The sequence below is a fragment of the Bacillus piscicola genome, assembly GCF_022458745.1.
GTDB lineage: Bacteria > Bacillota > Bacilli > Bacillales > Marinococcaceae > Alteribacillus_A > Alteribacillus_A piscicola.
The window spans coordinates 634,919-648,869 of the sequence record NZ_JAJJJF010000001.1; the positions used below are offsets into that span (position 1 = coordinate 634,919).

Genomic DNA, 13,951 nt, shown 5'->3' on the forward strand with positions numbered 1-13,951 from the left:
ATGGCTATTAAACGTAGGAAAATTTCCGTAATCGGCGGGGGCTTCACTGGTGCTACTACTGCTTTAATGACTGCACAAAAAGAATTAGGGGATGTCGTTTTGGTAGATATTCCTGATATGGAAGGACCTACAAAAGGAAAGGCGCTTGATATGCTGGAGTCTACTCCAGTTGCAGGCGCAGATGTTAACGTAACCGGCACTTCTAATTATGCAGATACTGCGGGATCAGATGTTGTGATCATCACGGCTGGTATCGCAAGAAAGCCAGGCATGAGCCGCGACGATCTTGTTAACACGAACGCTAAGATTATGAAATCTGTTACAAAGGAGATTGTAAAGCACTCTCCTGATTGTTACATCATCGTTCTAACGAATCCAGCAGATGCGATGACGTATACTGTATTTAAAGAATCTGGCTTCTCGAAAAACCGTGTTATTGGGCAGTCAGGCGTACTGGATACAGCTCGTTTCCGGACGTTTGTAGCGCAAGAATTAAAGCTGTCCGTGGAAGATGTTCAAGGGTTCGTCCTCGGCGGTCACGGAGATGATATGGTACCGCTTATCCGCTACTCTAATGTCGGTGGGGTTCCATTAACAAAGCTTCTCTCTCAAGATCGCATCGATGCGATCGTGGAGCGCACAAGAAAAGGCGGTGGTGAAATCGTCCAGCTTCTTGGCAATGGCAGTGCCTATTACGCGCCGGCAGCAGCGTTGACTGAGATGACAGAAGCAATATTGAAGGATAAAAAGCGAGTACTTCCTACGATAGCCTACCTCGAAGGCGAGTACGGCTATGATGACCTCTATGTTGGAGTTCCTACTGTACTAGGTGGAGACGGAATTGAAAAAGTTATTGAACTGGACCTAACGGATGAAGAGAAGGCTGATCTTGCAAAATCAGTCGACTCTGTACGATCGGTCATGGAAGCTCTGCCAAAGGAATAATGTATTTAACAACAAAGCCAGCTGTTTAAAACAGCTGGCTTTGTTTGGCTTCGAACAAATTTGTTTTTGTTAACAAATGGTCAAGCAAAAACTTCATAATAAATCATGTTATAATAGTAGAATAGCATCCAATTCAATAAGGTGTTAGCATAGTATCAGTTGCAAAAGAAGCAAAGAAGACAGATGGAGGAATGAACGTGCCGCAAAAAGTGCTCGTAGTGGATGATGAACAGTCTATCTCTACTTTGATCTCTTACAATCTGGAACAGGCTGGTTTTCAAGTTGAACAAGCGATGGACGGAAAAACAGCAGTCGATAAAATAAAAACCAGAGAGTATGATGTCATTGTGCTTGATTTAATGCTTCCTCAATTAGACGGTTTAGAAGTGTGCAGGCAGGTTCGCGAAGAGAAAATTAAAGTGCCTATTTTAATGGTTACGGCAAAAGACGAAGAATTTGACAAGGTACTTGGATTGGAACTGGGTGCTGATGACTATTTAACAAAACCATTCAGCCCAAGAGAGTTGATAGCACGTGTCAAAGCGATTCTGCGGCGTATAGATTATGAAGGAATTTCACTACATAATGAGTCGCGGAAGAAGGAGAAGATAGTGTTTGGTGACCTAACCATCTACCCTGAGAGCTATGAGGCATACATACATGGTCACCCGATTGAACTTACTCCGAAGCAATTTGAGCTTCTCCTGTATTTGACTAACAATGAGGGCCGTGTTATTCGCAGGGATCAGCTGCTAAACGCAGTTTGGCACTATGAGTTTGTTGGAGATACAAGAATTGTTGATGTACATATCAGCCACTTGCGTGAAAAGATAGAACCCGACACAAAAAAACCTATTTATATTAAAACAGTAAGAGGGCTTGGCTATAAATTTGAACGCCCACGTCCTGTCTCATGAAGTTTCGCACCAGGATCGTATTTGGTGTGCTTCTCTCTGTCCTATTTGTATTAGCCTCGTTAGGTATCTTTATCGGTCAGCTTCTTAAAGGCTTTTACGTTGATCAGCTTGCGGATCGGATTGGCAAAGAAGCGGCATTGAGTGCTCTCGTTATAGAAAACTCGAATGAAAACGAATGGCAGGAGATTGCGGAAAGGCTGGGGGAACGACTTGATGTCCGGGTTACAGTTATAAAAGAAAACGGCGACGTTGTCGGTGAAACTTCGGACAACCCCACCTCCATAGATGAAACAGAAATAGAAGAGAGCACTGGAGAGGCAAATATTCGTTACAGCACAAGCTTCGGGGACGATCACTTATCTTATACGTACCCTTTCCATTACGGCGAAGAACACAAAGGGTATTTACGACTCTCCATGCCTGTCTCGCACATTGATGAGATCAATAAGAAAATCTGGGTGTTTTTGTGGGTCAGTTTTTCGTTGGCTTTTTTGACTATTGCCTTACTTAGTTATCGAATTGCCAATCAGTTGACACGTCCGGTGGAACAAGTAACTAAGGCCGCTAATGAATTAGCTAAGGGGAACTTTGGGGTAAGGATGGAAGAAGGGTATCAAGATGAAATTGGCCAGCTAACTAAATCGATTAACACCCTTGCATCCAGCCTGGAACAAACTACAAGTGAGTACCATACACAGCGTGAACGGCTGGAAGCGCTGTTTGACCACATGGGAAGCGGTTTGATTTTCATTAATGACCGTGGTGACATTTCTTTAATAAACCAATACTGCAAATCAATTTTTGACACCGATACAAATCATTGGCTGCAGCGTTTATACTACCACGTTATCCAAGAGTCATCACTTATTACGCTGATCCAGCAAATTTTTCTAGCGGAGAAGAAAATCCGCAGTCAAGTGTCTATTACAACACGCCTGGCTGTTCATCATTATGAAGTATACGGGGCACCTATTTTAGGAGAGAAAGAAAAATTGCGTGGGATAGTTTTAGTTCTTCACGATATTACAGAATTGAAGAAACTAGAGCAGGTCCGAAAAGACTTTGTGGCGAATGTGTCTCATGAACTAAAAACCCCAGTCACCTCTTTGAAAGGGTTTGCAGAAACCTTAAAAGAAGGAGCAGCAGCGAATGAGGAAACACGTGAGCAGTTCTTAAATATTATTTGGAAGGAAAGTGATCGTCTTCAGCATTTGATTAATGATTTATTAGAGCTATCGAGGATTGAACAAGAGCATTTCCATTTAAATATCGAAAAGGTATCCTTGACCCGCATCACTCGTGAAGTGGCCGAGCTTCTCAGTGGCAAAGCAAAAGAAAAGAAACTTACATTATCTTTAAACACGAGCGAAGAAGTAGATATGCAAGGCGATAGCTTCAGACTCAAACAAATAATCATTAATCTGCTTCACAATGCTATTATCTACACTCCAGAGGGAGGGGACATCTTCGTCAACGTGTATAAGAAAAACCACGCTGCTGTCTTAGAAGTGGAAGATACAGGAATTGGGATTAGTGATAGGGAGCTGCCGCGTATTTTTGAGCGTTTTTACCGAGTGGATAAAGACAGAAGTCGAAACTCAGGGGGTACTGGGCTGGGGCTTGCCATTGTCAAACATTTAACGGAAGCACATAGCGGGCAGATCAATGTAGTAAGCGAGAAAGGGAAAGGAACAATATTTATGCTTTATTTTCCGTCGAACGTATCAAATATTTCTTGACTGTATAGGAAGATAAGAAAGAGGGGGACGTGTTTTTGCTTAGTATAAAACAAATTATTCTAGGTTTCTTTTCATTAATAGGCATAGCAATTTTGGCATTATTTTTAGTAACGGGTTGGTATACAGTGGATGAATCGGAGCAGGCTGCTTTAATTACGTTCGGAAGAGTAGACGAAACGATTACCGAACCAGGTTTAAAGTTTAAGCTTCCGTGGCCGATCCAAAAAGCAGAAGTATTGCCGGTGTCGACAAATAGTTTACGGGTCGGGTACGAAACGACAGAAGAAGGGGAAGTAGCAGAGTATAACGATGAGGCAAAGATGATCACGGGCGACGAGAACATTTTGTTTGTTGATTTGGTCGTTCAGTGGCGGATTACAAATCCTGAAAATTACTTGTTTAACGCAGATGATCCGGAAAATATTTTGTATCAAGCCTCCTCCGCTTCCCTCCGGGGTGTTATCGGGAACTCGGAAGTGGATGATGTATTAACGGACCAGCGGGCTGAAATTGAGGGAACAGTACTGGAATCTTTAACTGAACTGCTTGAACAGTACCAAATAGGTGTAACGGTGTTAGATGTTAAATTGCAAAACGTTGAACTTCCGACCGAAGAAGTTCGGAAAGCATTTACTGCCGTCACCGATGCGCGCGAAGAAAGGCTTACTAAAATAAACGAGGCCAAAAAATACCGTAACCGGGAGATGAACGAAGCGGAAGGGGAAAAGGATGCGGTTATATCGCGGGCAGAAGGGAAAAAAGCGGAAAGAATTGAACGAGCTCGCGGGGAGGCTTCACGATTTACCGCTTTATACAATGAGTATATTAATGAACCAGAAGTTACGAGAGAACGTTTAGTGCTGGAAACACTTCAAGATGTGCTGCCTAATGCGGAACTGTATATACTCGACAGTCAGCAAGATACGGTTAACTATTTGCCTATTCGTCCATTAGAGCGCCAAAGCGGTGAAGCATCAGTAGAAGGTAAACAAAAAACAAACGAAAGTAAAAAAAGCGGCGAAAAAGGGGGTAAAGAAGATGGCAGATGATAATAACGTATTTGACATGAAAGATAGAAAATCGGTACGTTATTGGGCAAAGTGGGTTCGATCCGGCATTGTAATCGTAATCCTCTTGTTTCTCATAGTAGCGACGTTAATGAATGTGTTTATTGTAAAACAAGGGGAATACAAAGTTGTCACCCAATTTGGGGAAGTGATCCGTATCGTCGATGAGCCCGGCTTGAATATTAAGATACCTTTTATTCAGCAAGTGATGTCGCTGCCAAAGCATCAGATGAATTACGACATCACTTCTGCTGAAATCAATACGTTGGACAAAAAACGAGTATTGATTGATAATTATGCTGTGTGGCGGGTTTCTGATCCACAGGCAATGATTGCGAATGCCAGAACTATTGAAAATGCAGAATCCATCATGGCGAACTTTATTAATTCCGTAATTCGCTCTGAGCTGGGACAAATGGAATTTGAACAGATTATTAATGAAGAAGACTCAGCACGAGGCGATGTTAACGAAATGGTAACGACTCGTGTTAATGAACTGCTTGAGAAAGGGAAATACGGGGTTACGCTCACTGATGTGCGTATGAAACGAACCGATTTGCCGGAAGATAATGAGAAGTCCGTGCATCGCAGAATGATATCTGAGCGGCAGTCTACTGCACAGGAATACCTTTCCGAAGGGGATGCAGAGGCTAACCGGATACGTGCGAATACGGACAAAGAAGTGACGGAAATTGTTTCTACAGCGAAAGCAGATGCAGAAGAAATAATCGGGGAAGGTGAAGCGGAAGCAGCTGAGATCTACAACAGTGCGTTCAGCAGGGACCCGGAATTTTATGAACTGTATAAAACGTTGCAGACTTATGAGCAGACGATAGATGATGAGACCGTAATCGTTTTGCCGTCTGATTCCCCGTATGCCCGTATTCTCATGGGATATGTCGATTAAATAATAAGTAAGGGCCTGAGCCTCTCCGTGAATCTTAAGGATACGCATGCATCTTTTGCTTGCTGCCACGGGGGGATCTGGCCCTTTTTAAGGCTGAGTCTGGAGAAAATATGTTAAGAGAGGAGCTTTCTCATTGAGCAAGCTTGTATTAGTTGATGGTAATAGTATTGCATACCGTGCTTTTTTTGCCCTTCCGTTGTTAAGTAATGATAAAGGTGTGTATACAAACGCCGTTTACGGCTTTACCACCATGATTCTAAAGATACTTGAAGAGGAAAATCCGAGTCATGTGCTCGTAGCTTTTGATGCAGGAAAAAAAACATTTCGTCATGACACGTACCAATCCTATAAATCAGGACGACAAAAGACTCCTGTAGAATTGTCAGAACAGCTGCCGTTAATTCGAAAAATCTTAGATGCTTTTTGTATTGCACATACAGAATTAGAAAATTATGAAGCGGATGACATCATTGGGACCTTATCAAAAGACGCTGAAGCTAAAGGTTGGGAAATAAAAATCTATTCGGGTGACAAAGATCTTCTCCAGCTCGTTTCGGGCAAGACAACAGTAGCCCTTACTAAAAAGGGAATTACCAATGTTGAAACATATGATAAAAAAGCAATTATGGACAAATATGGAATAGAGCCTGAAAAAATAATTGATATGAAAGGGCTGATGGGGGACAATTCTGATAATATACCGGGCGTGCCTGGAATTGGTGAAAAAACGGCCTTGAAATTACTAATAGAATACGGCTCTCTTGAAAATGTGTTAGCTTCAATTGCAGACATCTCCGGAAAGAAAATGAAGGAGCGGCTTGGAGAAAATAAAGAACAAGCGCTGATGAGTAAAGAATTAGCTGCGATTTGTCGAGAAACTCCTCTTGATCTGCAGATCAATACTCTAGAACGACAAGAATACAGCATAAAAGAAGTGACAGATCTATTTAAAGAGCTTGGATTTCAGTCCTTATTAGGACGATTTGATCACGTCAAGGAAGAAGAAATAGAACTAGAAGAGGTCGACTTCCATACTGTTGCGGAAGTGACAGAGGAAATGCTCGTAAGTCCCTCTGCTTTAATTGTCGAAGTACCAGATGACAATTATCATAATGCGGACATTTGGGGAATTGCGATCGTCAATAAACGAGGTAAATATTTTATACCTACAGATATTGCATTAGCTTCCAGTTTGTTCAAAGAATGGGTAGGTGACGTTTCACAGGAAAAATACACATTTGACACGAAACGAAGTGTAGTAGCACTTGGCTGGAAAGGAATATCGCTTGCTGGCGTCAACCATGATATGCTCATTGCTTCTTATTTGATCGATCCTTCTGTATCGTCTCACGACCTGGATGAAATTGCGTCCCGGTACGGAAAAAAGATTGTGAATAGCGATGAGGCGGTTTACGGAAAAGGAGCAAAACGCGCTCGTCCTGCTGAAAAGATGCTTGCTGAACATTTAGTTAGAAAAGCTAATGCTCTCTATTCGTTAATGGATGAACTGGAAAGTCAATTAAAAGAAAATGAACAGTACGAGCTTTACACACAGCTCGAAATGCCCCTGTCTATTATCCTGGGCAAAATGGAAATCACTGGGATAACCGTGGACAGTTCTCAGCTTAAACAAATGGGAACAGAATTGGATGATCGGCTGGCAACATTGGAGAAGGAAATTTATGAATTAGCGGGTACAACTTTTAATATAAATTCGCCTAAACAGCTGGGCCCAGTCTTATTTGAAAAGCTTAATCTTCCAGTTATTAAAAAAACAAAAACAGGCTATTCTACCGCAGCAGATGTACTGGAAAAACTAGCTGATCAACATGAGATTATTCCAAAACTCCTCCTTTATAGACAAGTCGCAAAATTAAAATCGACATACGTGGAAGGATTATTGAAAGTGATTCATTCTGAGACGGGGAAAATTCATACCATTTTTAATCAGGCCATTACCCAAACGGGGCGCTTGAGTTCTCAGGAACCTAATCTGCAAAACATCCCGATTCGACTGGAAGAAGGCAGACGTATTCGAAAAGCATTCATTCCTTCTCAGGAAGGCTGGTCGATTTTGGCGGCTGATTATTCGCAGATTGAGCTGCGCGTACTTGCCCATATTGCCGGAGATGAAGGTCTTAGAGAAGCTTTTCGAAATAATATGGACGTCCACACGAAAACTGCGATGGATGTATTTCATGTTACGGAAGAAGAAGTCACCTCAACGATGCGCCGAAGCGCAAAAGCGGTCAATTTTGGTATCGTATACGGAATCTCCGATTATGGTCTTTCTCAAAGTCTCGGTATTACCCGCAAAGAGGCACAAGAGTTTATTGATCGATATTTGGACAGTTATCCAGATGTCCGTCAATACATGGAGGACATTAAAGAAGTTGCACGTGAAAATGGTTATGTAACAACGCTTTTGAAAAGGCGCCGTTACCTTCCGGAAATTACAAGCCGGAATTTTAACCGGCGGACATTTGCAGAACGAACTGCTATGAACACGCCGATACAAGGGACTGCGGCTGACATTATTAAACAGGCAATGGTAGATGTGAGTAAAGAAATGGAGAAGCGCCAATTGAAAAGCCGCCTGCTCCTCCAAGTTCATGACGAGTTAATTTTTGAGGTGCCTGAGTCGGAAGCTGATCACATGCAACAACTAATACCGGATCTGATGGAAAACACCATTCAGCTCGAAGTACCGTTAAAGGCAGATGTTGCATACGGACCGACTTGGTACGATGCGAAATAAGGAGAGAAAGATGTATGCCGGAACTGCCAGAAGTGGAAAACGTTCGTAAGACTTTGGAAAAATTAGTACTAGGAAAAGAACTACAAGAAGTAACCGTCACATGGCCCAAAATTATAAAAAGACCTGATGACACCGAAGCATTCTGTTTGTTATTGAGTGGACAAAGAATTAACAGCATGAATCGCCGCGGTAAATTTTTAATATTTGAGCTCGATGATTACGCACTCGTCTCTCATTTGAGAATGGAAGGTAAATACGAGCTGGGGGGGACGAAGGCGCCAGATAAGCATACTCACGTTCGTTTTTTCTTTTCAGACGGAACAGAACTCCGATACAAAGACGTGAGGAAATTTGGGACCATGCATTTGTTTCCGAAAGGAGAAGAAAAACGATCTTTACCTTTAATGCAACTTGGACCTGAACCAGCGGACAACCAAACATTCTCTAAAGAATACTTGGAAAGAACTTTCAAAAAAACGACGCGTACGATTAAAGCTGTGTTATTAGATCAGCGGGTAATAGCGGGGCTTGGTAACATTTATGTAGATGAATCGTTGTTTAAAGCTGGAATTCATCCTGACGCAAAGGCTGCCGACTTGACCTCTGAAGAAGCTGAGTTGCTCCGTGAAAGTATTATCGAGATTATTAATCACGCAGTAGCCAAAGGCGGCAGCTCTGTTCGCTCCTATGTGAACAGTATTGGAGAAGAAGGGGGGTTCCAACTGGAATTAAATGTATACGGTCGCAAAGGCGAGCTTTGCAACAGATGCGGAAGTGAAATAAAAAAGACGGTAACAGCAGGGAGAGGAACCCATTACTGTCCGTTATGCCAGGCATTAGCGAGTGAATAATCCTACTAAGCTGATCTTGAGATTGACGCGGTGCTAATTTGACACCCTCTTATCAAAAGTAACACCGCGGTAATTCTTCCCATATACTATCGAAGGTATTGTATAGGTTGGGAGGAGCTGATCTCCTATGACAGCTTTGTTTTCTGCGTGTTTGCTAGCATTTGCCGTAAGCGTTGACAGCTTCGGTGTAGGCTTTGCTTATGGACTGCGCCGTTTAAAACTGCCAGTAACGTCCTTGCTTTTTATCAGCATGTGTTCGATTGCGTCTGTCCTGCTCGGCAGTTTGGCAGCTATTGCATTTTCAGGCTATGTTCCTGAAAAGTTTACTGACTCAATTGGAGGGGTTATTTTAATTCTAATCGGGATATGGACGCTTATTCACGTCATAAAAGAAAATAATATGACAACGGTGGAATCGAGTCTTGACAAAGAAGGTATGTTTTCGCAGGTGTGGGGTATCCTGAAAACACCAGAAAACGCTGATATGGATAAATCGGGAATCATCACCACCAAAGAAGCTCTGTTCCTTGGAATGGCGCTCTCATTTGATGCGTTCGGGGCTGGAATAGGTGCGTCCCTTCTCGAGCTTCCTATCTTCACACTGGCCGCGGCTATTGCTGTTATGTGTGCGGTGTTTTTAACAGCAGGTATGAAGTGCGGACGCAAGCTCTCCGAATATGCGCTCGTACAGAAACTATCTTATGTCCCGGGTGTGCTGCTTATCTTGCTGGGTATTTGGAATTTATTATAATCAAAGGGGGGGATCTGAATCCCCTCTTTTTGTACGACAGGGGGTAAATATATGATTATCGGTTTAACCGGTGGGATTGCCAGTGGGAAAAGTTTAATTGCGAATGAGTTTGAAAAACGGGGTTTTCCAGTGATAGATGCAGATAAAATTTCCAGAGAGATTGTCAGGCCGGGTGAAGAGGCCTACGAGCAGATTGTTGAGCAGTTTGGAGCCGCTGTTTTGCAGCCGGATGGGATGTTAGCGAGAAAAAAGTTAGGACAAGTTATATTTTCCGATGCAGCCAAACGAGAAATGTTAAATAATATTATGCACCCTATCATACGGAAAAGAATGCTCGAGAAAAAGGATCATTACGAAAAAGAAGGGTTTCATACGATTATTTTTGACATCCCGTTACTAATAGAAAATAAGTTGCGTTTTATGGTGGATAAGGTGCTCCTCATCTATGTAGATGAAAAGACGCAGAAAAAACGCTTAATTGCAAGAGACGGACAAGGTGAGCAAGATGCTGCAAGTAGAATAGCGTCACAAATGCCGTTAATGGAAAAAAAAGCACATGCCGATGGAGTGATTGATAATAATGGTTCTGTGGCAGAATCCATTAAGCAGCTGGAAGCTATTTTAGACAAGTGGGGAGTAAATACTCTAAATCGTTAACATGGAGAAGAAGATTAAGAACGGTAATGTTGAGGTGGACGAGTATTGTAAAATTCTCTAGGGGAAACATAAAATTAATTAGTACCAAAAAGCATCAATGTGATATACTATTATTATAAAAATGATTAATAGTATATCATAAACAACAGGGAGGCTTTTCTGTATGAAAGCGAAGGTAGCAATAAATGGATTCGGACGGATTGGCCGGATGGTTTTCCGGAAAGCAGTTGCTTCTGATTCTCTAGATGTTGTAGCTGTTAATGCCAGCTACCCTGCCGAAACACTGGCCCATCTTGTCAAATATGATACGGTTCACGGTTTGTTTGATAAAGAAATAGAAGGTGTGGGAGACGCCCTTTACGTGGATGGGAAGAAAATACAATTGTTGAGTGACCGGGACCCTAGAAATCTTCCCTGGAAGGATTTAGGCGTGGATATTGTCGTGGAAGCCACAGGGAAGTTTAAAACACAAGAAACCGCGGGGTATCATTTAGAAGCCGGTGCAAAAAAGGTGGTTATCACCGCTCCGGCAAAAGAGGAAGATATTACGATTGTTATGGGTGTTAACGAAAACGATTATAACCCGGCTGATCATCATATCATTTCAAATGCTTCCTGTACGACCAACTGTCTTGCACCAGTTGCAAAAGTATTGGATCGCGCTTTTGGAATTGAAAGTGGTCTTATGACAACGGTCCATTCTTATACGAATGACCAGAAGAATATTGACAATCCACATAAGGATCTTCGGCGCGCAAGAGCATGTGCGCAGTCTATTATTCCAACTTCAACAGGGGCGGCTAAAGCGTTGGCAAAGGTGCTGCCACAACTAGAGGGCAAGCTTAATGGGATGGCATTGAGAGTCCCTACCCCTAATGTGTCGCTTGTCGACCTTGTAGTAGACACAAAATGTGATGTCTCTGTAGATGATGTGAATGGTGCACTGAAGAAGGCAGCAGAAGATGACTTATCGGGTATTCTGGGTTACAATGAGGAACCGCTTGTTTCTGTGGACTATAATGGTGATGAGAACTCGTCCATTATTGACGGGTTGTCTACAATGGTTATGAATGACAGGCAAGTAAAGGTATTAGCTTGGTATGATAACGAATGGGGTTATTCGTGCCGAGTAGTAGATCTCGTTCAATATGTCGGAAAGCGTCTTCCCAAAGAATCAATGGTTGGAGCATAATAAAATGAATGAAAAGGCCGTCTCTCCTAGAAGAGCGGTCTTTTTCATGTAAATATTCCGGTAAGGTAAGACTTCACTAGCAACGCACAACAGAAATATAGTCAAGGCTTTTAATTATAAATAGAACACGGTATAATTTAATAAAAAGAATTGTCATTGTAAGTATTTAGGTTGCGGATGGTTCTTAGTGGAGTTGATTACATGCGTTGTCCAGCTTGCCAATCCCATTCGACACGAGTAATGGACTCAAGGCCAAGTAATGAGGGGAAATCGATTCGAAGGCGCCGTGAATGTGAAGACTGTAATTATCGCTTCACGACTTTTGAAATTGTGGAAGAGACCCCTCTTATTGTTGTGAAAAAGGATGGGGCAAGAGAGGAATTCAGCAGGGAGAAAATATTACGAGGTTTGATCCGTGCTTGTGAAAAAAGACGGGTTCCACTTGAAACCCTGGAGAAAATAGTAAGTGATGTATGGCACCAAGTACGAAGCGATGGGAAATCTGAGATAAAAAGCGAAGAAATTGGGGAGCTCGTTATGGAGAGACTCGCTGATGTGGATGATGTTGCTTATGTAAGGTTTGCCTCTGTGTATCGGCAGTTTAAAGATATAAACGTGTTTATCAATGAGTTAAAGGAACTGATTAATAAGGATAATAGTAAGTAAAGGAGCTTAAGATCAATGCTTGAGCTCCTTTTCTCTTCTAATAACTGTTTTATCAAGAGGGGGGGTTTCATGAAGCCGCATTGGACGGAATTACTGGCGGTTGACCGCTTTTGTGTAAGGACAAGCGCTCAGCTAGGAGATAGGGAACATAAAACCTTAAATCTTTTATATCAACCGTTAACAGGGGTAACAGCTAGTGCTCTATATTTAACACTTTGGAGCAAGCTTGAAAAAGATTCTTATTGGAGTGAAGAATCAACCCATCATGAATTAATGGCATCGTTAAGTTTGCCGCTTGATGATATTTTTGAAGCGCGTAAAGTGCTTGAGGGAATTGGGCTATTGAGAACATTTCAACGGACAGAGGAGAAAACGACCCTATTCGTCTATGAACTTCAGCCACCGCTTTCTCCGGCGCAATTTTTTCAAGATGATGTGTTAAGTGTGTATTTATTTAATAAACTTGGCAGCAAAGAACGGTATAGGATGCTGCGGAGCCGTTTTCTAATTGAAGCCATCGATAAACGTGTCTATTCAGAAGTGACAGCCTCGTTTAATGAGGTGTTTTCCTCGTTACACTATACAGAGATGATGGCAAATGATGTTGTGGAATCCAGGGAAAATACTCAAGAATTAGTTGGAGACACAAGAACGCAAGGTGTTACATTCTCTGAAAACACATTTGATTTTTCTTTATTAAAAGCGGATTTACCGGTATTTATAGATAGTGATAAACTGTTGAATGAAGCCTCACGATCGTTGATTCGCCGGCTTGCTTTTGTCTACCGAGTAGGTCCCCTTGAGATGAGCCCGCTCATTCAGCAGTCACTTTTAGGAGATGACAAGATAAATGAAGAAGAGCTGCGGAGGCGTGTTCAGGAATGGTACCGGTTTGAATATGGAAAAGAGCCGCCTGCTCTTGGCTTAAGAAAACCGGAAAAGCGTCCAGTGAAACCTCAGGAACCAGTAGATGAAACGGAAGCAATGAGAATGTTTTATGAACAAACCTCTCCATTAACGTTTTTAAAAAGCAGGGCTGATGGTGCCCAAGTACCACTAGCCGATGTGAAGCTTGTGGAATCATTGATATTTGATTACAAGCTAGAGCCAGGGGTTGTGAATGTACTGATTGATTATGTAATGGAGACAAATAATTTGAAATTAAACAGGAACCTTGTGCAAAAGATTGCCGGACACTGGACACGAAAAAAGATTCAAACAGTGGCTGAGGCTATGGAACTGGCAAAGAAGGAATACCAGGGTCAGAAAAACAGGCAGCAGCATTCCGGTTCGTCTAATCAAGGTGCCACTGCTTTTCAAACAAGGCCGCCTTATGTGAGAAAGGATAAGCTACCTAAATGGCTTGAAAGTGAAAATGAAAAAAAAGATAAAGATAAAGATAAAAAAGCTCCTCAAGAAGATCGTTATGCGGCAGAATTACAGGAGTTCGAAGAGATGCTGAAACTGCGAAATAGTTTACGGCAAAAATGAGGTGATGATA

The 13,951-nt window shown here is 42.2% G+C and carries 12 protein-coding genes; all 12 read left to right on the forward strand.

Features of this window, described 5'->3' with window-relative positions:
- The 12 genes from mdh (at position 1) to LOR49_RS03090 (ending at position 13,941) form a co-directional block, all read left to right on the forward strand.
- On the forward strand, positions 1-945 hold the full coding sequence (gene mdh, locus LOR49_RS03035) for a malate dehydrogenase (protein ID WP_240374631.1): 945 nt from the start codon (positions 1-3) through the stop codon (positions 943-945).
- Between the two features lie 197 nt (positions 946-1,142).
- The gene (locus LOR49_RS03040; RefSeq protein ID WP_240374632.1) at positions 1,143-1,862 is read left to right on the forward strand and encodes a response regulator transcription factor; all 720 of its coding nucleotides are present in this window, start codon (positions 1,143-1,145) and stop codon (positions 1,860-1,862) included.
- A 26-nt stretch (positions 1,863-1,888) separates the two neighbouring features.
- A complete protein-coding gene (gene pnpS / locus LOR49_RS03045) occupies positions 1,889-3,601 on the forward strand; it encodes a two-component system histidine kinase PnpS (RefSeq protein WP_240374633.1) in 1,713 nt (570 codons plus the stop codon).
- 35 nt (positions 3,602-3,636) lie between these two features.
- The gene (hflK, locus tag LOR49_RS03050) at positions 3,637-4,650 is read left to right on the forward strand and encodes an FtsH protease activity modulator HflK (protein WP_240374634.1); all 1,014 of its coding nucleotides are present in this window, start codon (positions 3,637-3,639) and stop codon (positions 4,648-4,650) included.
- The gene (hflC, locus tag LOR49_RS03055) at positions 4,640-5,575 is read left to right on the forward strand and encodes a protease modulator HflC (protein ID WP_240374635.1); all 936 of its coding nucleotides are present in this window, start codon (positions 4,640-4,642) and stop codon (positions 5,573-5,575) included. Before hflK ends, hflC begins: the two co-directional genes overlap by 11 nt.
- Positions 5,576-5,708: 133 nt before the next feature.
- Positions 5,709-8,333 carry a DNA polymerase I gene (gene polA / locus LOR49_RS03060; protein ID WP_240374636.1) on the forward strand — a complete coding sequence of 875 codons (2,625 nt, stop codon included), beginning with the start codon at positions 5,709-5,711 and terminating at the stop codon, positions 8,331-8,333.
- Between the two features lie 14 nt (positions 8,334-8,347).
- Entirely contained in the window at positions 8,348-9,184 is an 837-nt protein-coding gene (gene mutM, locus LOR49_RS03065) for a DNA-formamidopyrimidine glycosylase (RefSeq protein WP_240374637.1), read from the forward strand.
- A 127-nt stretch (positions 9,185-9,311) separates the two neighbouring features.
- Entirely contained in the window at positions 9,312-9,935 is a 624-nt protein-coding gene (ytaF, locus tag LOR49_RS03070) for a sporulation membrane protein YtaF (RefSeq protein WP_240374638.1), read from the forward strand.
- Between the two features lie 51 nt (positions 9,936-9,986).
- Positions 9,987-10,592: a dephospho-CoA kinase gene (coaE, locus tag LOR49_RS03075; RefSeq protein WP_240374639.1), complete on the forward strand. Its 606-nt coding sequence runs from the start codon at positions 9,987-9,989 to the stop codon at positions 10,590-10,592.
- Positions 10,593-10,755: 163 nt separating this feature from the next.
- Positions 10,756-11,784 (forward strand): glyceraldehyde-3-phosphate dehydrogenase, encoded by a 1,029-nt coding sequence (locus LOR49_RS03080; protein WP_240374640.1) that lies wholly within the window; start codon positions 10,756-10,758, stop codon positions 11,782-11,784.
- Positions 11,785-11,985: 201 nt separating this feature from the next.
- Positions 11,986-12,450, forward strand: coding sequence for a transcriptional regulator NrdR (gene nrdR / locus LOR49_RS03085; RefSeq protein ID WP_240374641.1), 465 nt, complete (start codon positions 11,986-11,988; stop codon positions 12,448-12,450).
- A gap of 69 nt (positions 12,451-12,519) precedes the next feature.
- The gene (locus LOR49_RS03090) at positions 12,520-13,941 is read left to right on the forward strand and encodes a replication initiation and membrane attachment family protein (RefSeq protein WP_240374642.1); all 1,422 of its coding nucleotides are present in this window, start codon (positions 12,520-12,522) and stop codon (positions 13,939-13,941) included.
- Positions 13,942-13,951 lie beyond the last annotated feature (10 nt).

What these genes read in the sequence shown, in the direction of transcription:
- mdh (WP_240374631.1), top strand. Translation starts at nt 1, where the DNA reads ATGGCTATTAAACGTAGGAAAATTTCCGTAATCGGCGGGGGCTTCACT.
- hflC (WP_240374635.1), top strand. Translation starts at nt 4,640, where the DNA reads ATGGCAGATGATAATAACGTATTTGACATGAAAGATAGAAAATCGGTA.
- mutM (WP_240374637.1), top strand. Translation starts at nt 8,348, where the DNA reads ATGCCGGAACTGCCAGAAGTGGAAAACGTTCGTAAGACTTTGGAAAAA.
- ytaF (WP_240374638.1), top strand. Translation starts at nt 9,312, where the DNA reads ATGACAGCTTTGTTTTCTGCGTGTTTGCTAGCATTTGCCGTAAGCGTT.
- coaE (WP_240374639.1), top strand. Translation starts at nt 9,987, where the DNA reads ATGATTATCGGTTTAACCGGTGGGATTGCCAGTGGGAAAAGTTTAATT.
- LOR49_RS03080 (WP_240374640.1), top strand. Translation starts at nt 10,756, where the DNA reads ATGAAAGCGAAGGTAGCAATAAATGGATTCGGACGGATTGGCCGGATG.
- nrdR (WP_240374641.1), top strand. Translation starts at nt 11,986, where the DNA reads ATGCGTTGTCCAGCTTGCCAATCCCATTCGACACGAGTAATGGACTCA.
- LOR49_RS03090 (WP_240374642.1), top strand. Translation starts at nt 12,520, where the DNA reads ATGAAGCCGCATTGGACGGAATTACTGGCGGTTGACCGCTTTTGTGTA.